The sequence below is a fragment of the Streptomyces sp. NPDC044061 genome (genome assembly GCF_056434305.1).
In genome coordinates this window covers 40,894-59,450 of sequence record NZ_JBWKFL010000045.1, presented here as the reverse complement: position 1 = coordinate 59,450, position 18,557 = coordinate 40,894, and the positions used below count along the sequence as shown (strand labels likewise).

Below are 18,557 nucleotides of genomic sequence, written 5' to 3'. Positions count from 1 at the left end.
CTGATCGTGGTCACGTCCTGGTGCCGGTGGGCTGCGCGGGGCAGCCGGGTCCGGTCCGTTGGTGCGTGTCCCTCCGGACGCTGGCCGGCACGGCCGGTGGGCCGTACTGGGGAGGGAACGGTTCGCGGCCGGGACGGACCGGTCTTCGACCGGTCCGTCCGGCTGGTCTTCGGCACCTCCCGGCGGTGCCCTGAGTGTGGGCACACCGCCAAGGCGAACCGGCCCACCCAGGAGAAGTTCCACTGCGTCTCGTGCGGCCACACCGCACACGCAGACACGGTGGGCGCCCTGAACGTTCCCTACATTGTCTGCGGGACAGGGCGAGCCCTTCGTATGCTTGGCCCACCCAGGGGCGTCGGGTGTGGCTTTGAACGTTCTGCCGCCTGTGGCTTCCGTAGATTGGCCGCCCGACGCCCCACGACGACTCGGCTGCCAATTAGGAATTGCGAATGATCGCTCCGTAGGGAATCGACAGCGAGGTCGTCCGTCGGGAGGCGCCCAGCACACTCACCGCACAGAGGCACCACATGGCCGCGATCTGGGCCGGCATCGACGCAGGCAAGACGCATCACCACTGCGTTGCGATCGACGACAGTGGCTGGCGGCTGCTGTCCCGGCGCGTCGCCAACGACGAGCCCGAACTGCTCGAACTCCTCAACGACGTCGTGGCTCTGGGCAACGAGGTGACCTGGGGCATCGACCTGGCCGACGGCGGAGCCGCCCTGGCCATCACGATCCTCCTCAACCACGACCAGCCGGTGAACTACATCTCCGGCCGGGCCATCCACCGCGCCTGCGAGAGCTACCGCGGCGAGGGCAAGACCGATGCCAAGGACGCCCCGGTCATCGCCGACCAGGTTCGCATCCGCCGCGACCTGAACCCCTTACGCGCCAGCGATGAAACCGTCACCGACCTCAAAATCCTCACCGGCCGACGCATGGACCTGGTCGCCGACCGCACTCGCACCGTCAACCGGCTCCGGGCCCAGCTGACTGGTATCTTCCCCGGCCTGGAACGGGCCCTGGACCTCACCAACAAGGGCCCGCTGATCCTGCTGACCGGCTACCAAGCCCCCGCGATCATCCGCCGGCTCGGCGCCAAGCGGCTGGAGGCCTGGCTGAGTAACCGCAAGGTACTCCGGGCCGATCAGCTTGCCGAGACCGCGGTCGAGGCCGCCGAACGCCAGCACACCAGCCTGCCCGGGGAGAAGCTGACCGCGCAGATGGTGCACAGGCTGGCGACGGAGGCGCTGGTCCTCAACGAGCAGGTCGCCGAGCTCGACAAGCTCATCGAGGCCCGGTTTCGCGACCACCGGCACTTCGAGGTGATCACCAGCATGCCCGGCCTGGGCATCATCCTCGGCGCAGAGTTCCTGGCCGCCACAGGTGACGACATGACCATCTTCGGCACCCCCGACCGTCTCGCCGGCTTCGGCGGTGTCGCGCCGGTGCCCCGTGACTCCGGCAAGATCAGCGGCAACCTGCGACGACCGCAACGCTACAACCGACGGCTCCAGCGCGTCCTCTTCACCTCCGCGCTGTTCAGCATCCGCCGGTCCGAGGAATCCCGCCGGTTCTACGACCGCAAACGCGCCGAAGGTAAACACCACACCCAAGCCGTCCTCGCCCTCGCGTGGCGTCGCGTCAACGTCCTCTGGGCCCTCCTACACGACGGACGGCGCTACGAGCCCACGCCACCGACAGCCGCCGCGGCTTGACAGACCGCATTAGGAATCTACGGACCGGGCTGGCCCTTCGCGAAGCCACACAGGCGTAGCGAGAAGCCCTCTCATTGATGAGGGGGGAGCAGTCCCTCCCGGCTGCGCTGCCCGGTCGAGCGGGGCGCCTTCACCCTCAAACGCCGGCGTGCCTTGCGCCGCTCCCGCTGCAGCCCCAGCTGGCTCGCGTCAGCCGCCAAGGTCGTTCTCATCCGGGAGAGGCAACGCGAACAATGCTCAGTAATGCCGTCGCACTCGTCCAGCGCGTCGCGCAGCATCTGTCGGGTGGCGTCCCATCGTTGACCGGGAGCTATGGATGTTCACCTGGGAGTTCCCAACGGCCGGAGCCTTAGCTAATCTTATGTCCGCTGTTGAGTCGCTTCGATCGCTGGTGAGGGGCATCGCAATCACCAGTACGACCTACGACCGTGCTGGCATCCGTCCGACCCCATGACGGTGGCCGGTACTCCCGGGCAGGCCGTACTAAGCGCCTCCATCAACTGCGCAGCGTCACCGGCCGCCACACACCACCAGTTCGAGGATGGCCGGCACCATCATCAATTCAGGCTCGGCCGCCAGGCCTCCTACACGGATGCCGACGGAAGAACCGGCTCCTCGACCGCCTGGTCAAGTTCGCGGAGATCATGGTTACCGTACGGTGCCGCGGGACGCGCATTACAGTGATGCGCACCTCGCTGCTTGTTGAGTCCCTTCAGTCGCTGATGAAGGAAACTATTTGCCCGCAAACCTGCGGTATTTTCGTAGCGAGTCCGCGCGACCGAACCCCTGAGCATCAGGCACCGTCCCTCAGTCGCTGGCCACTGCCCGGCAGCGCGCCAGCCGCCGCTGGCCCGTCCACCCGCGTGCGTGCTGCGTACACCCTCGCAGGCCCGATCGCTGCCGGCCGTCTTCCTCAGGTAGAGGCTGAACAGGCTGCGAGGGAGGCTGCGGTCGAGGCTCGTCCGGGTCGGGAGACCAGGATGGAGCAAGTTGTCCGTAGCGGTCTTGCCGCGTGCTTGAAGAGGCCTATGCGCGTGGCCGGGAGGCGCCCGTGACGCCGCCTCGCCCAGAAGCGCTGTTCGAGTTTGATCCGCAGGCTGTCGCGGCTCAGATCCGTGATCACCATGCGATTCCGCACTCGCCTGCTCAGGCCGCCTCAGAGCGTCCCGCTGGCGAGGCGACGGCCCATGGGCTGCTGCCCGACACCCTCTCCGACCGGGGTAATGCCAAGCTGTTCGTGAGGCTCTACTGCAACGATTACCGGCACGTCCCCGGTATCGGCTGGTACCGGTGGGACACCACACGCTGGCAGGTCGACGAGGACGACACCGTGCTGTGGGCGGCCGGCGATCTCGCCGAGAACATCGCCGCCCACGACCCTCGCGGCGTCTTCACCACCACCGCGCTGCAGCAGCACCGCCGTCGAGCGCTGTCCACCACGGGCATGAATGCCATGCTGTCCCAGGCGAAGGCCGCTCCCGGTATGGTCCTGAGTGCTGCCCGTCTGGATGCTGACCCCTATGCTCTGTGCACGCCGAACGGGATCGTCGATCTGCGTACCGGTCTGCTGAAGACTCCCGATCCGAACAAGGACTTCCATTCCCGTTCCACCAGCGTCGGCCCGCAGTCCATGCTGACCCCACGGTGGGATCGTTTCCTGGCCGACACCTTCGGTGATAACGCCGAAGCCCAAGAGATGATCTCCTACCTGCACCTGCTGCTCGGGTATTCGATCACTGGTGATGTTGGCGGCCAGGTCCTGCCTTTCCTGTTCGGTGCTGGGAAGAACGGTAAGTCCGTGCTGATGGACGTGCTGATGAAGGTTCTGGGTGACTATGCGGATGCCGCCCCGCCGGGCTTTTTGATGGCCAAGCCCTATGAGGGTCATCCCACCGATCTGGCCGAGCTGCACGGTCGGCGTGTCATTGTCTGTTCCGAGGTCAAGCCTGGGGACAAGTTCGACGAGGCGCGCGTCAAGCTTCTGACCGGCGGCGAACGGATCAAGGCCCGCCGCATGCGGCAGGATTTCTTCAGCTTTCAACCCACCCACAAGCTATGGCTGCTGGGCAACCATCGTCCGGAAGTGGGTACCGGTGGTTTCGCGTTCTGGCGGCGCATGCGGCTGATTCCTTTTGAGAGTGTGGTTCCCGACAGCCGCATGACAACCTGGCCGACATGCTTGTCACCGAGGAGGGTTCCGGGATTCTCAGGTGGCTGATCGACGGCGCACGCCGCTATCTGGCGGGCGAGCGCGACCTGACCGGCTCCGAGCGCGTCCGCATCGCCACCACCGCGTACGCCGAGACCGAGGACCACACCGGCCGGTTCTACGAGGAATGCTGCCGCCTGGACCCCGCGCTACGCGCTGAACAGACCGCGCTCTACGCCGCCTACAAGACGTGGTGCCAGAATGAAGGAGCAACCGCCATGACTTCCCGGGCGTTCGCCTCCCGCACCCGGGAAATGGTCGGACTGGTCTCGCCCAAGGAGATGATCCTGTCCAACCAGCGTAAGCACTACCCGGGCATCGGACTACTCACCGACGACGAAAGGGACACACACATGAGTTCCCTGATCGGCGCGGACGAGATCAGCCACGAAAGCGAACTGGTATGGCTGGAGGACATCGACCACCTCGACTACGTCCGCCAGAGCCTGGACCGCCTCCCCACCCGCAAAGGCAAACCGGCCTACCACCGCGACGGCCGCATGATCGGCTACGCCCTCCTCGACCCTGCCGCCAAACCCTCACGGGCCTCGGGCACCTTCCGCCGACGCGTCTTCTGGCTCCTGCCCCACGACCGCGACAGCGAACCCGACGGCCTCTACTCCCAAAGCGCCCCCGCCGAAGCCGTCGACCCCCGCACCCTTGAACCCCGCGTCAAAGGCTACAAAACCGAGCGATCGGAAGGCGGACCACCCTCCACCGCCATGCAGGAACTCGGCATCACGCTGCCCCTGTAGCCGAAGGCGTGCCCCAGGCGGCGGCGTACACGGGGGCGCCGTTCACGGCGGAGCTGCTGGCGTCGTCCGCCCGGAGGTCAGCCATCTGACCCGCCATCTCACCGGCCGTGCCCCCAAGGTGCTGTCCCCGACCTGGACAACACGGTGTGGGGCGGGGTATTCGGCGAGGACGGGCCGGAGGGCATCGAGGTGGCGGGTGGCCGCCGGCGGGAACGCCTTCCGAGCACTGCAGCGCACCGCCCTGCATCTCGCGCGCAGGGCGAGATGCAGGGCGGTGGTCAGCAAGAACGCTCCCGGTCCGGTGGCCGACGTTCTACGCAAACACCCCGTTTGCGGGCATCTTGGCAAGGGCAACTTCATCTCAGTCGCGGCCGCCACCAGCCTTGTCAGGCCACGATCGCCCGCAACTGCTCGACCCGGTTGGTGCGTTCCCAAGTGAAGTCGGGCAGTTCGCGGCCGAAGTGGCCGTAGACGGCGGTCTGGGCGTAGATCGGGCGCAGCAGGTCCAAATCGCGGATGATGGCAGCCGGTCGGAGGTCGAAGGCGGAGGTGATGGCCGACTGGATCCGCTCGACCGGCACCTGGTGCGTGCCAAATGTCTCCACGAACAGGCCCACTGGCTCTGCCTTGCCGATGGCGTAGGCAACCTGGACCTCGGCGCGGGAGGCGAGTCCAGCGGCCACGACGTTCTTCGCCACCCAGCGCATTGCGTAGGCGGCGCTGCGGTCCACCTTCGAGGGGTCCTTGCCGGAGAACGCGCCCCCGCCGTGGCGGCCCATACCGCCGTAGGTGTCGATGATGATTTTGCGGCCGGTGAGCCCGGCGTCCCCCATGGGGCCGCCGATTTCGAAGCGGCCCGTTGGATTGACGAACAGCCGGTAGCCGGAGACGTCCAAGTCGAGCGAGGCCAGCTCCGGTTCGACGACGTGCTGGCGAATGTCTGGGCCGAGCTGGGTTTCGAGGTCGATGCCCTTGGCGTGCTGGGCGGAGACGACGACCGTGTCGAGACGGACTGCGCGGTCGTCGTCGTAGGCGATGGTCACCTGGGTCTTGCCGTCGGGGCGCAGGTAGGGGAGGGTGCCGTTCTTGCGGACGGTGGCGAGGCGCTGGGCCAGCCGGTGGGCCAGGATGATGGGTAGGGGCATGAGTTCGGGGGTTTCATCGCTGGCGTAGCCGAACATCAGGCCCTGGTCGCCGGCGCCCTGGCGGCCCAGTTCGTCGTTCTCGTCGCCGAGACGCGACTCGTACGCCGTTTCGACGCCCTGTGCGATGTCGGGGGACTGCGTGCCGATGGACACGGTCACCCCGCAGGAGGCACCATCGAAGCCCTTGGTCGAGGAGTCGTAGCCGAGGTCGACGATGGCGTCGCGGACCAGCTGCGCGATCGGGGCGTACGCTTTGGTGCTCACCTCCCCGGCGATGTGGACGAGGCCGGTGGTGATCAGGGTCTCGACGGCGGCGCGGGAGTTGGGGTCGTCCTTGAGCAGGGCGTCGAGGATGGTATCGCTGATCAGGTCGGCGATCTTGTCGGGGTGTCCCTCGGTAACGGATTCTGAGGTGAACAGGCGGGTTGACATGGCAACTCCGGGGTGTGGGTGGATGGGTTCACCAGCCGCGGCGGACGTGGGCAGCGTTGCGGGGCGGGGACGGGAGGTAGGCTGCGCGTAGCCGGGCAACGAGGGCCCGGCGCAGTTCCCGGTCCTGTTCGGTCTCCAGCGGCATGTCGAGCTGGACGATGCTCACGCCGGCCGCGCGCAGCCATCCGATGCGGGCGGCGACGGTCTCGGGGGAGCCGATGAACGCGCTGGCCATGGAGCGGGCGATGTAGGCGGAGAGCGGGTGGGGGCCGTCGGCGCGGCCGCGTTCGCGGTCCCGGTCGAACTGTACGGCGTCCAGCCAGCGGGAGGCGTCGGGGCCGGAGGTCAGCCGCAGGGCGTCCTCGCGGATGCTCCGGGCGCGCTGCTCCGCCTGTTCGTCGGTGGGGGCGGTGATGACGGTGATGTGCCGCCAGATTCTGAGGTACCGGCCGTGTGCCGCGGCTGCGGCGCGGGCCCGTGCGATCTGCCGGCGGGTGGCGCTGATGGGCAGGGGCGACACCGCAAACACGTCGGCGTACTGGCCGGCAAGTGTCACGCCCTCGGGTGAGGAGCCGCCGAAGGACAGCAGCTCGGAGCGGGGCTGGGGGAACAGGCCCGCGCGGGCACCGCGCACGGTGTAGAACTCGCCGTGATGGTCGAAGTCCTGCTTTTCGGTCAGGGTTCGGCGGAAGACGTCTAAATACTCCCCGGCGCGGCGGTAGCGGTCCGCCTTGCCGAGGGTGTCGCCGTCGCGTGCCATGTCGGCGTCGCTGGAGCCCACGATGACATGAGCGGCGGCCCTGCCGCCAGAGAGGCGATCCAGGGTGGCCAGGGAGCGGGCGGCGACGGTGGGCGCGGTGACGCCGGCCCGGTGGGCGACGGCGACGCGGAGCCTGCTGGTGGCCGCCAGCGCCCAGGAGGCGATCAGCCACGGGTCGGGCCAGGAGCTCGACTGCACGACGAGGGCGCTGTCGAGCCCGTCCTCCTCGTTCTCCCGGGCGCTGCGGGCCACGAACGCCGGGTCTGCGTCGCGGTCCCGAGGGTCGGGGGCGAAGCGCAGGGCCTGACGTTCCTCGGGCGTCGCGCCCGGTACGGGTGCGGCTCGGACGCCGCCGCGTAGGTCGAGCTCCATGGGCGCGTGCCTCCTTAAGTCAGTGTGTGGCGGCAGGGCCGAGCCGAGCCAGGGTGTCGAGGACCTTGGCCCGGCTGGTGAACACTTCGGGGGGTAGGGACACGTAGAGCTGGATCGTGGTCACGCCCGGCCGGTGGTATTGCAGGATGCGTTCGCGGCACTCTTCGGGTGAGCCGCTGATGAACAGGCCGTCGACGACCTCGTCGGGGAGTGCCTTCTGTGCGCCGTCGACGTCGCCGTGGGCCCACAGTTCGTGCGACTCCCGCAGCAGTTCGCTGTGGCCGAGCCACTCGTGGAATTTTCGGTAGGGTTCGCGGTTGAGGATCCAGGCGAGGAACGGGCGTGTGGCCTGGTGGGCGTAGTCGGTGTCTTCGGTGGGGCAGACGAACACTTTCACGACGAGTTCTTTGCCTGGCGGCTGTGGGCCGACGGCGTCGAGGATCTTGGGGACGTCGTGTGGGAAGAGCAGGTTGGTGATGGCTCCGTCGCCCTCGCGGAAGGCCAGACGGAGCATGCCGGGGCGCAGCGCGCCGAGGATCACCTTGACGGGGGCGACGGGTGGGTGCGGCAGGCGGTAGCCGGTGATGGAGAAGGTGTCGAAGTCGCCTGCGATGTGTTCGCCGCGCAGTGCGCGGGTGACGAACCGCAGGACGTCCCGGGTGCGTTTGTAGGGTTCGTCGAACGGGATTCCGTTGATGTCTGTGACATGTGCGGGTACGGAGGCGCCGAGGCCCAGCAGCAGTCTGCCTGGGGCGAGTTGGGCGAGTGTGGCGGCGGTCTGGGCGAGTACGGCCGGGCCGCGCGTGTGAACGGGGACGATGCCGGTGGCGATCCGCAGGGTGGGTGACCAGGCGGCGGCGGTCGCGAGGGGGGTGAAGGCGTCGGTGCCACCGCCTTCGGCGCTCCAGACGTCGGTGTAGCCGAGGTCGGGCAGCCGCTCGATGAGGAATCGGTGCCGGTCGATGGTCAGGCCGGGCAGTGGCAGGGTGATGCCCCACTTCGGCGGCAGGTCGGGGGTGGGAGTGTGGGAGAGGGTCATCGGGTCACCGATACGGTCGTGAGGTCGAGGAACCAGGACTGGGGCTGTACTAGGCCGTGCACCTTTGGTGAGAGCGCCCTGGGGTTGCGGTCGTTGACGACGAGCAGCCAGGGAGCGTCTGCGGTGACGAGCTTCAGCGCCTGCTTGTAGGCGGCTTCGCGGGCGGTGCGGTCGACGTCCGCGCCGGCTGCGGCGAGGAGCTTGTCGACCTTGGGGTTGCTGTAGTGGCCGGTCCAGAAGGGGCTGCCGGTGCCGATGAACAGCGGCAGCAGTGCTTCCGATTGGAAGAGGGTGGTGGACTGGGCGATGGCCTGCGAGCCGCGGGCCACTTGGCCCTTGGCTTCCGCGCCGATCAGAGTCGACCAGTCGGTGGTGCGGATCTCCACCTTGATGCCGACGGCGGCGAGGTCACGCTGCAGGGCCTCGGTGATGGGGACTGGGATGAGGTTGCCGGAGCCACCGGTGGGGATAGTGACGGAGGTGGTGAAGCCGTTCGGGTAGCCGGCCTCGGCGAGCAGTTTGCGCGCCTTGGCGGGGTTGTGCCCGTAGGTGTCGTTGGTGGGGTCATAGGCGAAGGTGCCGTGGGGGGCGGCCTGGTGGGCGGGGTCTGCGGTGCCGTGCAGGAGGTTCTCGGCGATGGCCTCGCGGTCGATGGCGTAGTTGGCGGCCCGGCGCACGCGCGGGTCGTTCCAGGGCTTGGCGGAGGTGTCGAGGATCCAATACCAGAGGTGGTCGTAGCTGTTGGTGACGATCTTGGCGCCGTCGGCCTTGAGGCTTGGATGTCGTCGGGGTTGGGGTATTCGATCCAGTTGACCGAGCCGGAGCGCAGGGCGGCGGTGCGCGCGGCGGCGTCGGGTAGTGCCTTCACGACCAGTTTGTCGAGCTTGGGCGCTCCGCGCCAGTAGTCGTTGAATCGTGCGAGCTCGATCTGTTCGCCGGCCTTTTGTCGGACGAAGCGGAAGGGGCCAGTGCCGACTGGGTGTTCGGAGAAGTTCGCTGAGCCGGTCTTGCGGACCGCGGTCGGGCTGGCGATCAGGACGTGGGCGAGGTCTTGCGGGAAGTGCCCGTTGGGCCCCTTGGTGACCAGTTGGATCTGGTCGCTGGAGAGTTTCGTGTATTTCGTGATGTCGCCGGCGTATTCGCTCGCCGCGGCGCCTAGGGCATCTGTGTAGTAGGGGCTTTTCTTGTTCAGGTAGCGGTCGAGGTTGAAGACGACCGAGTCGGCGTTGAAGGCGGTGCCGTCCTGGAACTTGACGTGCTTGCGCAGGGTGAACGTCCAGGTCTTGCGGTCCTGGGCGACGGTCCAGGAGGTGGCCAGAGCCCTGGTGATTTCGGATGGGCCGTCGCTCTTGGACAGGTCGTAGCGGGTCAGGCCCTCGTAGAGCTGGAAGCTCACGAGCCGCTTGCCCTCGAAGCCGGCGCCGCCGATCATCGTGTCGGGGTTGGGTAGTTTGTCCGTAGCGCCGATGACGAGGGTGCCGCCGGTCTTGTTGCCGCCCGACGCGTCGTTGGCGGCCGAGCCGGTGCCGCACCCGGCCGCGGCCAGGGCGAGGAGCAGCACGGTGGCAAGTCCGGTGCGCCGTTGCAGGTCGGATGGGGTGTGGTGGTGCGTCATTGTTCCTCGTCGTCACTCAAGGGGCGGACGGTTCGCCGACGGACTCCGGATCACCGGTCTGTGTCGGCGTGGGGGGCTCTGGGGTGGCGCCGTCGGCGGCGAGCAGGGCGCGGGTGTAGGGGTGGCGGGGAGCGGACCACAGTGCCTGTGTGGCGCGCTCCTCTACCACCCGTCCACGGCGCAGGACCACGACTCGGTGGGCGAGACGGCGTACGACGGCCAGGTCGTGGGAAATGAACAGGTAGGCGAGGCCGAGGCGTTCCTGGAGTTCGGCAAGCAGGTCGAGGACTTGGGCCTGCACGGTGGTGTCCAGGGCCGAGGTCGGCTCGTCGCACACGATCAGGTCGGGGCCGGTCGCCAGGGCACGGGCGATGGCGACGCGCTGCACTTGCCCGCCGGACAGCTCGCGTGGGTATCGGCGAGCAAGGTCCGGGTCCAGGCCGACCTTGCAGAAGAGCTCGGCGATGATGGCGGAGCGGTCCCGGCGGGGTGTGCCGTGCACGCGCAGGGGGAACGCGACTGCCTCCCCGGCCCGAAGTGCGGGGTTCAGTGAGGCGCGCGGCTGTTGCGGCACGAACTGGAGCCGGGCCCGGATGCGTCGTCCGGCGGCTCCGTGTAGCTGGTAGGGGTCGTGTCCGTCGAACCGGACGGTTCCGGCGTCCGGGGCAAGCAGCCCGAGAGCCAGCCGGGCGAGGGTCGACTTGCCGGACCCCGACTCACCGACCAATGCCACCGTCTCACCGGGCGCCACCTCAAGGGAGACCCTGTCGAGGGCGAGGGGTGCACGCCGATAGCGCTTGATGACGTGGTCGAGACGGAGAAGCGCGGTGGTCTGCCGGGTGCCGCCATTGCCGCCTACGCCAGTCCTGGCGCCCCGAGGCCGCGCGATGGTCTCGTGCTTGGGCTTGATCCGCTTTGGCGGACATCCGAGATCAGGGGTTCTGCCCCGGGAGGATGTCCATCATGGAGAGCATGGGGAAGAAGAAGCCTCGCCCTCGTCGTTCGTTCACGCCGGAGTTCAAGGCGGAGATCGTCGAGCTGTGCCGACGCGGTGACCGCTCGGTCGGTCAGATCGCCAAGGACTTCGATCTGACCGAGACCGCGGTGCGTGACTGGGTGAAGCAGGCCGAGGTCGACGCGGGCGAGCGGGACGGCCTGACCAGCAGCGAACGCGAGGAGCTGGCCGCACTGCGGCGGGAGAATCGCCGTCTGCGTGAGGACGTTGACATCCTCAAGCGGGCCACGGCTTTCTTCGCGAAGGAGACCCGGTGACGGTGCACCCGTTCATCGAGGCGGAGAAGCGTGCAGGTCACAGCATCAAACGAGCGTGTGAGCTGCTGAAGGTCTCCCGGACCGCCTTCTATGCCCGCCGCACCGGCAAGCCCGGCCCTCGGGCGGTCCGTGACGCCGAGCTGGCGCAACAGATCGCTGACGTCCATACGAGATCGCGTGGAACTTACGGCGCCCCGCGCGTCCACGCCGCCCTCAAGCGGGCAGGCGCCGGATGCGGCCGCCGACGCGTCGCCCGGTTGATGCGGGCAGCCGGACTGCAGGGCCGGCATCGCAGGCGACGGCACTTGACCACGGTCCCCGATCCGCGGGCTGCCCTGCGGCCCGATCTCATCGTCCGGGACTTCCAGCCCGACGCCAGCTCGCTGGATGCCCGCTGGTGCGGTGACATCACCTACATCGCCACGGAAGAGGGCTGGCTCTATCTGGCCACCGTCATCGACATCGCCTCCCGTCGCGTGGTCGGCTGGGCGACGGCCGACCACCTGCGGACCGATCTGGTCGCCGATGCCCTCACGGCCGCCTGCCGCAAGCGCCGTCCCACCCGGCCGGTGATCTTTCACTCGGATCGTGGCTGTCAGTACACCAGCCAGCAATTCGCCGCGCTGGCGGACCAGTTGGGGGTGCGTCTGTCGGTCGGCCGCACCGGCCAGTGCTGGGACAACGCACTCGCCGAGTCGTTCTTCGCCACCATCAAGAGGGAGTTGCTCGACACCATCTCCTGGCCCAGCCGGGCCGCCGCCCGCACCGCGATCTTCGACTTCATCGAGGGCTGGTACAACTTGCACCGTCTGCACAGCAGCATCGGCTATCGCAGTCCCGCCGAATACGAGACCGCACTCGCAGCCTGACCACCACACCGATGGTGTCCGTCAAAGTGGAACAAGCTCAGCTTGGCTGAGGAGGTTTCTGTGTCAGTGGTCGGCGGAACGGAGCTGTCGATCGAAGGGGCCCTCGCAGCGTCTGTGTGAGCTGCGTTCGTGGTGGCGCTTTCATCCCGATCGCCCTCGGCGCGCGGCGGGTCGGTCCTCGTGTCCCTGGCCCCACGGCGCTCGCATCCCGCGACGCGCTGGCGAGGTCGTCGCGGCTCATTGCGGCACTCCTGGCTGGGCGGCCACCAGTGCGGCGGCGTAAGGGTGTTCCGGGGCGGTCAGCAGTCGTCCTACGGGGCCGGACTCGACGATCTGGCCCGCTCGCATCACCGCCACGCGGTGGCCGATGCGGCGGGCGACGGCGATATCGTGGGTGACCAGGAGGAGGGACGCGCCACGTTCGGTGAGCAGGTTCAGGACGCGGGTGCGGATCAGGGCGTCCAGTGCCGTGGTGGGCTCGTCGGCGATCAGCAGACCGGGTGCGCAGGCGAGAGCGAGCGCGATGACGGCGCGCTGCCGCTGCCCGCCGGAGAGTTCGTGAGGGTAACTGCGGGCCGCGCGGTCGGGGTCGGTGAGGCCGGCCGCCTCGAGGTGGCCGCGCACGGCCTGTCGGGCTGCGCGGCGGCCTGTGACGGCGCGGTGGCGCAGCAGCACCTCGACGAGCTGGGCGCCGACGCGGCGCAGAGGGTCGAGTCCGGCTTCCGGGTCCTGGGGGACGTACCCGATGCGCAGTCCCCGGATGTCGGTCAGGGCGCGTTCACTGAGGGTGCGCAGGTCGGTGCCTGACAGGCGCACGCTGCCGCTCACCCGTGCGGTGCGGCCGGGCAGGCCGAGGACGGTGCGGGCGAGGGTGGACTTGCCGCTGCCGGATTCCCCCAGCAGGACCAAGACCTCGCCGGGGTGCACCGTCAGGGACACCCCGTCCACGGCCCGCACGTCGCCGTGGGTCACGGTCAGGTCCTCCACGTCCAAAGGGTTCGCCTCCTGCCCCTGCGTTGGGAGATGGGCGCTGTACCGCTCGTGGGGCAGCAAGATGCACAGGAGGTGATCAACGAGCAATTCGCCGATGCGGCCGATATCGTCATCGCCGTTTTTAATAGCCGCCTCGGCCAGGCCACGAAGCGTGCAGCCTCGGGTACAGCTGAGGAGATTCTCCGAGCCCGCGATCGTGGTGCCGCTGTGCACGTCTTCTTCTCCGACGCACCAATCCCCCGCGACCACGATCCGGAGCAGCTCAAGGCACTGAACGCTTTCCTCAAGGAGCTACAGGAACACGGACTGACTGGCAGCTACGTGTCCCCTGACGACCTCACCGCCAAGGTGCGGACGTGCTTGGAGCGCGACGCATACAAGATCGGCGATGTGGGCGAAGATGATGCTTCCTCGTCGCGCTCCGGCGCCGTACTGCGGTCCAGCTACCTGTTCGACACGGAGCCTAGGCAGGACAGGAGTGGTCGCCTCAAGATGCGACGGACCAAGGAGCGCCTCCATGTTGAGAATCTGGGGGATGCAGCCGCAGAAGACGTCGTCCTGGAAGTCAAGCCTGTTGGGGAGGGGAACAGGCCTGTGGCACTCAGCCCCCTAACTGCCGGCCGCATCCCGCCTAAAGCTCACGTCGACTTCCTGGTAGCACTCGCCATGGGCACCCCGCACCTCAGGGGACCGTTACTCACCGATGGACTGAGGATGGAGAGCTCCACTCTGAAGAACAGACGATCTCTTGGAGGTAGGAGGATCGGTCTGACCAGAGCTGCCGGCCACTAGCCATCACGGTGAGGGCAACCACGGCACCCGCTCAAATCCGCGCCGCAACTACACCAGATAGAGCGGTAACTGCGGGATCGCAGCTTCCCACGCCGGTGTCTACTGGCGTACGCCAGGCCGCATCACGGCAGACAACTGCTCGACCACACACCTCTGCTCCTTAGATCCTCCGCCTGACGCTTGGCCGCTCCAGCCGGAGCGCGAGGCAAGCGGGGCATCTCGTCAAGGCGACGCGAAAAGTGCCGAACATGCGCCCGCCTCCAGATCGGTCTGAGATCCTGGGGACCGATCGAGAGGGGCCGCAGGTATGGAGTGGAAGACTCACGGTGAGCGACAGATCTACACGAACAAGTGGGTGAATCTGTGTCTGGTGGACGTCCAGCAGCCTGACGGGCGCAGGTGGGAGTACCACGTCGTTCGCCTGCGGCACCTGGCCGTGGCTGCCGTGGTCAACGACCGCAAAGAGGTTCTGATGATGTGGCGGCACCGCTTCATCACTGACTCGTGGGCCTGGGAGCTGCCTATGGGCCTGGTTGAAGAAGGCGAAACGCCCGAAGAGGCTGCAGCCCGCGAAGTCCTGGAAGAGACGGGCTGGCGCCCCGGCCCCATCAAGCCCCTGATCTACGCCGAGCCGGCTAACGGGATCACTGACTCGCAGCACCACGTTTTCCGGATCGACGGCGCCACCTACTCCGGGCCTCCCACGGAGAAAAACGAGTCCGACCGCATCGAGTGGGTTTCCCTCTCAGAGGTGCGGGGCATGGTCGACCGTCGGGAGGTCGTGAGCAGCGGCTCGCTCGTCGGCCTGCTGTACCTGCTCATGGACGAAGCGATCCGCTGACCGGCGGGAGGAGTGCCCGTAGCCGAGCCTCGAAGGCCAGCGCTACGGGCTCCTGCCTGTGTGGCGCCAACTGGTCGTAGAACTCCCTGAGATGGCCGGCCACTCGCTCGGATGCCACTGCCGACGCAGGTTCCAGTGCTTGCGTAGCGGTGTCGCATGCCTGGTCGAGCTTGCCCTGATCCAGCTGCGTACGGGCAAGCCAGAACGAGTGAAACGCCCGACCACGCTGATTGGTACGGGCCTCGCGCCGCAACGCGTCCGCGATCAGGGGTTCGGCGGTTGCCGCCTCGCCCAGCCGGCCGTGAGCGATCCCCGTGTCCACGATCAGCTTCGTCTCGTCGAAGTACGTCACCCAGGACGGGTCCGGATCGCTCACTCGGATCCGCTCGAAGTGGCGGTGAGCTTCTCTGATTGCCTGGTGAGTGGAGTCCCGGTTGCCGAGAGTGGCGTGAGCAAAGGCTTCACGCATCGACAGCATGGACAGGACTCGTGGGGTGGTGTCGACGGCCGAGCGTGCCTGATCCTGGGCAGCAGTCACGAAGGCCAGCGAGTCAGCGGGCTTGTCCTGGTACGTGCCCTGCAAGCTCATGCAGGCAAGGACGTTGGCCATGAACTGGCGGTCGTCGATTTCCTTGGCCAGTTGCAGGGCCTCGGTGAAGTACGCGCGGGCCTGGTTGTACTGGCGGGCGTCGAAGTAGGTCCAGCCGGTGAGGCGGGCCAGCTCGGCCGCGATTCCGTACAGGCCGTTCTGAATGGATGGCGGTCGGTTCTCCTTCAAGAGAACAACGACATGGCGGAGTTGCCCGACGATGGCCGGCCGCAGTGCCTCGCCTCCGTGCTGGTCGTCCCGTCGCCAGTAGTCCTCGATGGATGAGCGGAAGGCTTCAAGTGTGGCCGCGTTCAGGCTCGTTCGCGTGGCCAGAGCCAAGATGCTGTCCACATCGGGACCGGGTAACGAAGCGGGGATCTGCTGCTCAGGCTCCGGTGCTTGGGGAGTCTCTCGCTCGGTGATCACGAGCGCTTGAGGCGTCTCCCACCCCCGACGGGCAAGCCCAAGCATGTGTCCAGGGATGCGCAAGCCGTCCGCGATGCGCTCGATGACGTCCATATGCAGCAACTGGCGTTGTCCGGCGATGACTTCGCCGACACGGCTGGGAGTCAGCTCGCAGCGTCTGGCGATCATGGATGGGTAGATACCCGCCTTGGTCTTCACCAGCCTGAAGACTCTGGCGAAGTCCCGCACTCGACACGCGTCAATCATCTCGGGATCGGTGAGCAGCCTGGCTGGCAGTTCCTGCGGCCGGTCTGCGTCGGGCATCGGCAAGCTCCCACACTGCGAGGGCTACGCAACGTCGCTGATTCTCTACTTGCCGCGATGTTACCCAAGTTGGGTAATCAGCCTGACCTTTTGGCACGGCCCTCCGGATCGCGATGCTCCTTTCCATGGCGAGCAACCATCAGACCAGACCAGGCATCGGTGAACTGGCGAAGGACAGCGCCCGGGACCGGATCGGCGTCGTCATGGGTGCGGTGGACGATCGGGTGCAGATGAGACCGATCGGCGGCGCCACGGAATGGGATGTCATGCCGGACAACGTGGTGGCGCCGAGTCCACGGGAGGAACTGAGCGCCCGTCTGGCCATCAGGAACGGCAACAGCCGGGACGGACTGTGATGCGCGCTGTCGGCCGGTACGCAGGAGTCCTGTTCGTGATCCTGATCAGCGGCTCGTGCGGCCTGGTGATCGGTATGGCTCTCGCCATGGGCCAGTAGACGGGCGGGTGCCAACTCCCCGGCTCCCCCTTCCCCCGTTCGGGGCCGGCCATCCAACCCACGCACCGCCACACACAAGGAGTAATCGCATGACGGCAACGGCGAACGATCTGAAGACCGGTCGCGCGGTGGCTGGTGAGGAGCTGTTCGAGAGCCTCACGCACTTCGTGGTCATCCACAACGGGCAGTCACCCGAGCGTGCGGAGCGGATCGCGGACCAGGCGGTCGCCTTCCTGGTCACCGCCGCCACGGCCAACGTCCCCATGGTCCCCTCGGACGACGTGGACCTCGGCTTGCACGCGCTGATCCTGCACACGAGGGAGTACGCGAGGCTGTGCGAGCGGTACGCGGGCCGCTTCCTGCACCACAACCCGAAGCCGGGCGGCGGGCCCCGCGACCTGCTGAAGGTCATCACCGCGGCACGCGCCATGAAGGCGGCCAGGTTCATGGTCTTCGACGACCTGTGGACCGTGGATGGCACGAACCTCGCGCAATGCGACTCGGACTGCGGCCGTCCGTACGGTCAGGACTATCAGGACTAGCGCACGACAGCAGCGACGCGGCCGGCCTCGAATCATGGTCGGCCGCGTTCGCCCGGAAGGAGAACAGACGTTGTCCGGGTCACCCCCTGAACTGCCGATCGTGGTGCTCGACGCGCTCATGCCCACGGCCCAGAACCTGGTCCTCAACCGCCGGGGCTCCATGGTCTGGGAGGTTCAGAGCCATCGGGGCCGCTACGCCGTGAAAGTCGGCTATCCGATCGAGGCCACCGCCGAGTGGTCCGCCCAGCCCTGGACCGCCCTCGCCCCCGCACGTGAGGGGGCCGTTCTGCTGCGCCTCGGCCTGGTCGACCTCGCGTACGGCGAATGGGAACACGGAACCTGGAACTTCCAGCCGTGGCACGAAGGGCCTGACCTGTACCAGCTGTGGGAGCCGTGTCGCCGGCCAGGATCGTCGATCGAACCGCACATCAGCGTGGCACTGGGGTGCGTCGAGGCGCTGGCAGAACTCCATGCCAAAGGCTGGGCGCACGGTGACGTACAGCCCGCGCACTTCATCATCGGGCCGGAACAGACGCACCTCATCGACCTCGCCCTTGCCCAGGGCGGGCACGTGCCTGAGGGCTACGACTTCCCGTTCCGCGGTTGCCTCGTCCACTACGAAGCCCCGGAGATCGCACGCAGCGTGCTCGACACGGGGGAAGCCGAGCCGACATCGGAAGCCGACATCTACGCGCTCGGCGCCTCTCTGCTCATCTCCGCCACCGGCTGGCGAGCCGTCGAGTACCCGGACGACGCTCCACGCCCCCTCCAGAGAGAGGCAGTGGCCGACGGCCGACGCCGACCGGTCAAGGCGCCTGGTGAGCTGGGCAAGTTGGTCGACGCGATGCTCAGCCACGCCCCCGAAGATCGGCCGACCATCTTCGAGGTGGGCAAAGCCCTTAACTGCCTCTGAGGCCCACTCGCCCAACGCAGCTGATACAGCGAAGGCCAAGAACCAAAGACCGGACCACCCTCAGTCTGGACAGCATTCCGGGTGGTCCGGTCGCTGAAGTCCTGATCAGGACCCCGGTGCCGATGGTACCGGGGCAGTCGGCGTGCCTTGATTCGGGTGCTGCCGCAACCCCGGTGCTGTGATGTCGAGTTAGAGAGGGCTCTGACCTGAGCCACCGAAAGTCAGCCACGACGACGGTTGCGCCGAACGAGCGGCCGCCACGTGGTTTCCAGCACCCCCCGGCCCCCCTCAGCCACGCTTCCTCCATGCGTCACGGCGCTCCGCTCCGCCCTTGGCCTGGACGTCGTCGACGAAGCCGCCTGGCTCCTGCGCTCCGCCTGCGACTTGCTGTCCGCCGCGCTGCGGAACGTGACTGGTCGGGCGGCATCGTCACGCTTGGTCTGGGTCTGCCTGCTCCTTGCTCGGAGTGGTCGAGTTGCTTCCTGCTCTGGTTGTCCGCCTGGTCGGGCTGCGCGCTG

General features: G+C 67.6%; 17 protein-coding genes and 2 pseudogenes. 11 read left to right on the top strand and 8 right to left on the bottom strand.

Annotated features, from left to right (window positions below; translation table 11 throughout):
- Positions 1-6 precede the first annotated feature (6 nt).
- From AC07CM_RS41685 to AC07CM_RS41670, 4 genes and pseudogenes are all read left to right on the top strand, one after another.
- Complete coding sequence (locus tag AC07CM_RS41685) at positions 7-453, top strand: zinc ribbon domain-containing protein (protein ID WP_478881755.1); 447 nt, start codon at positions 7-9, stop codon at positions 451-453.
- Positions 454-527: 74 nt separating this feature from the next.
- Positions 528-1,718, top strand: a complete 1,191-nt coding sequence (locus AC07CM_RS41680) for an IS110 family RNA-guided transposase (RefSeq protein ID WP_478881750.1) — start codon at positions 528-530, stop codon at positions 1,716-1,718.
- A 1,051-nt stretch (positions 1,719-2,769) separates the two neighbouring features.
- A pseudogene (locus AC07CM_RS41675) lies at positions 2,770-4,268 on the top strand (DNA primase family protein); the annotation flags it as partial.
- 12 nt (positions 4,269-4,280) lie between these two features.
- Positions 4,281-4,682, top strand: a complete 402-nt coding sequence (locus tag AC07CM_RS41670) for a DUF6009 family protein (RefSeq protein ID WP_478881754.1) — start codon at positions 4,281-4,283, stop codon at positions 4,680-4,682.
- Positions 4,683-5,068: 386 nt separating this feature from the next.
- On the opposite strand, the gene metK is transcribed toward AC07CM_RS41670, so the two are convergent.
- From metK to AC07CM_RS41640, 6 genes and pseudogenes are all read right to left on the bottom strand, one after another.
- On the bottom strand, positions 5,069-6,259 hold the full coding sequence (metK, locus tag AC07CM_RS41665; protein WP_478881749.1) for a methionine adenosyltransferase: 1,191 nt from the start codon (positions 6,257-6,259) through the stop codon (positions 5,069-5,071).
- 28 nt (positions 6,260-6,287) lie between these two features.
- Positions 6,288-7,391, bottom strand: coding sequence for an LLM class flavin-dependent oxidoreductase (locus tag AC07CM_RS41660; protein WP_478881748.1), 1,104 nt, complete (start codon positions 7,389-7,391; stop codon positions 6,288-6,290).
- 19 nt (positions 7,392-7,410) lie between these two features.
- Positions 7,411-8,430, bottom strand: a complete 1,020-nt coding sequence (locus tag AC07CM_RS41655; RefSeq protein WP_478881747.1) for an LLM class F420-dependent oxidoreductase — start codon at positions 8,428-8,430, stop codon at positions 7,411-7,413.
- Positions 8,427-9,332 (bottom strand): ABC transporter substrate-binding protein, encoded by a 906-nt coding sequence (locus AC07CM_RS41650; RefSeq protein WP_478881753.1) that lies wholly within the window; start codon positions 9,330-9,332, stop codon positions 8,427-8,429. Before AC07CM_RS41650 ends, AC07CM_RS41655 begins: the two co-directional genes overlap by 4 nt.
- A pseudogene (locus tag AC07CM_RS41645) lies at positions 9,284-9,862 on the bottom strand (ABC transporter substrate-binding protein); the annotation flags it as partial. The gene AC07CM_RS41650 and the pseudogene AC07CM_RS41645, both read right to left, overlap by 49 nt.
- Before the next feature lie 199 nt (positions 9,863-10,061).
- Complete coding sequence (locus tag AC07CM_RS41640; protein WP_478881752.1) at positions 10,062-10,847, bottom strand: ATP-binding cassette domain-containing protein; 786 nt, start codon at positions 10,845-10,847, stop codon at positions 10,062-10,064.
- Positions 10,848-11,008: 161 nt separating this feature from the next.
- Between AC07CM_RS41640 and AC07CM_RS41635 the strand changes: the two genes are divergently transcribed.
- Together AC07CM_RS41635 and AC07CM_RS41630 are read left to right on the top strand one after the other, a co-directional pair.
- A complete protein-coding gene (locus AC07CM_RS41635; RefSeq protein ID WP_053743648.1) occupies positions 11,009-11,317 on the top strand; it encodes an IS3 family transposase in 309 nt (102 codons plus the stop codon).
- A complete protein-coding gene (locus AC07CM_RS41630; protein WP_478881746.1) occupies positions 11,314-12,186 on the top strand; it encodes an IS3 family transposase in 873 nt (290 codons plus the stop codon). Before AC07CM_RS41635 ends, AC07CM_RS41630 begins: the two co-directional genes overlap by 4 nt.
- A 237-nt stretch (positions 12,187-12,423) precedes the next feature.
- Here AC07CM_RS41630 and AC07CM_RS41625 read toward each other — a convergent pair whose 3' ends face one another.
- Entirely contained in the window at positions 12,424-13,173 is a 750-nt protein-coding gene (locus tag AC07CM_RS41625; RefSeq protein WP_478881745.1) for an ABC transporter ATP-binding protein, read from the bottom strand.
- 78 nt (positions 13,174-13,251) lie between these two features.
- Between AC07CM_RS41625 and AC07CM_RS41620 the strand changes: the two genes are divergently transcribed.
- Both AC07CM_RS41620 and AC07CM_RS41615 read left to right on the top strand, forming a co-directional pair.
- On the top strand, positions 13,252-13,971 hold the full coding sequence (locus AC07CM_RS41620) for a hypothetical protein (protein WP_478881744.1): 720 nt from the start codon (positions 13,252-13,254) through the stop codon (positions 13,969-13,971).
- A gap of 307 nt (positions 13,972-14,278) precedes the next feature.
- On the top strand, positions 14,279-14,812 hold the full coding sequence (locus AC07CM_RS41615; RefSeq protein ID WP_478881743.1) for an NUDIX hydrolase: 534 nt from the start codon (positions 14,279-14,281) through the stop codon (positions 14,810-14,812).
- Here AC07CM_RS41615 and AC07CM_RS41610 read toward each other — a convergent pair.
- Positions 14,790-16,130, bottom strand: coding sequence for a hypothetical protein (locus tag AC07CM_RS41610; RefSeq protein ID WP_478881742.1), 1,341 nt, complete (start codon positions 16,128-16,130; stop codon positions 14,790-14,792). The two genes, AC07CM_RS41615 and AC07CM_RS41610, sit on opposite strands and share 23 nt — an antisense overlap.
- A gap of 113 nt (positions 16,131-16,243) precedes the next feature.
- Between AC07CM_RS41610 and AC07CM_RS41605 the strand changes: the two genes are divergently transcribed.
- The 3 genes from AC07CM_RS41605 (at position 16,244) to AC07CM_RS41595 (ending at position 18,039) form a co-directional block, all read left to right on the top strand.
- Entirely contained in the window at positions 16,244-16,486 is a 243-nt protein-coding gene (locus AC07CM_RS41605) for a hypothetical protein (protein WP_478881741.1), read from the top strand.
- 187 nt (positions 16,487-16,673) lie between these two features.
- Positions 16,674-17,126, top strand: a complete 453-nt coding sequence (locus AC07CM_RS41600) for a glycine-rich domain-containing protein (RefSeq protein WP_478881740.1) — start codon at positions 16,674-16,676, stop codon at positions 17,124-17,126.
- A 70-nt stretch (positions 17,127-17,196) separates the two neighbouring features.
- The gene (locus AC07CM_RS41595; RefSeq protein WP_478881739.1) at positions 17,197-18,039 is read left to right on the top strand and encodes a protein kinase family protein; all 843 of its coding nucleotides are present in this window, start codon (positions 17,197-17,199) and stop codon (positions 18,037-18,039) included.
- The last annotated feature ends 518 nt before the right edge of the window (positions 18,040-18,557 follow it).

Bases quoted from the DNA above. Each gene is read 5' to 3' on its own strand.
- AC07CM_RS41610 (WP_478881742.1), bottom strand. From the start codon at position 16,130: ATGCCCGACGCAGACCGGCCGCAGGAACTGCCAGCCAGGCTGCTCACC.
- AC07CM_RS41600 (WP_478881740.1), top strand. From the start codon at position 16,674: ATGACGGCAACGGCGAACGATCTGAAGACCGGTCGCGCGGTGGCTGGT.
- metK (WP_478881749.1), bottom strand. From the start codon at position 6,259: ATGTCAACCCGCCTGTTCACCTCAGAATCCGTTACCGAGGGACACCCC.
- AC07CM_RS41605 (WP_478881741.1), top strand. From the start codon at position 16,244: ATGCTCCTTTCCATGGCGAGCAACCATCAGACCAGACCAGGCATCGGT.
- AC07CM_RS41615 (WP_478881743.1), top strand. From the start codon at position 14,279: ATGGAGTGGAAGACTCACGGTGAGCGACAGATCTACACGAACAAGTGG.
- AC07CM_RS41660 (WP_478881748.1), bottom strand. From the start codon at position 7,391: ATGGAGCTCGACCTACGCGGCGGCGTCCGAGCCGCACCCGTACCGGGC.
- AC07CM_RS41680 (WP_478881750.1), top strand. From the start codon at position 528: ATGGCCGCGATCTGGGCCGGCATCGACGCAGGCAAGACGCATCACCAC.
- AC07CM_RS41655 (WP_478881747.1), bottom strand. From the start codon at position 8,430: ATGACCCTCTCCCACACTCCCACCCCCGACCTGCCGCCGAAGTGGGGC.
- AC07CM_RS41670 (WP_478881754.1), top strand. From the start codon at position 4,281: ATGAGTTCCCTGATCGGCGCGGACGAGATCAGCCACGAAAGCGAACTG.
- AC07CM_RS41635 (WP_053743648.1), top strand. From the start codon at position 11,009: ATGGAGAGCATGGGGAAGAAGAAGCCTCGCCCTCGTCGTTCGTTCACG.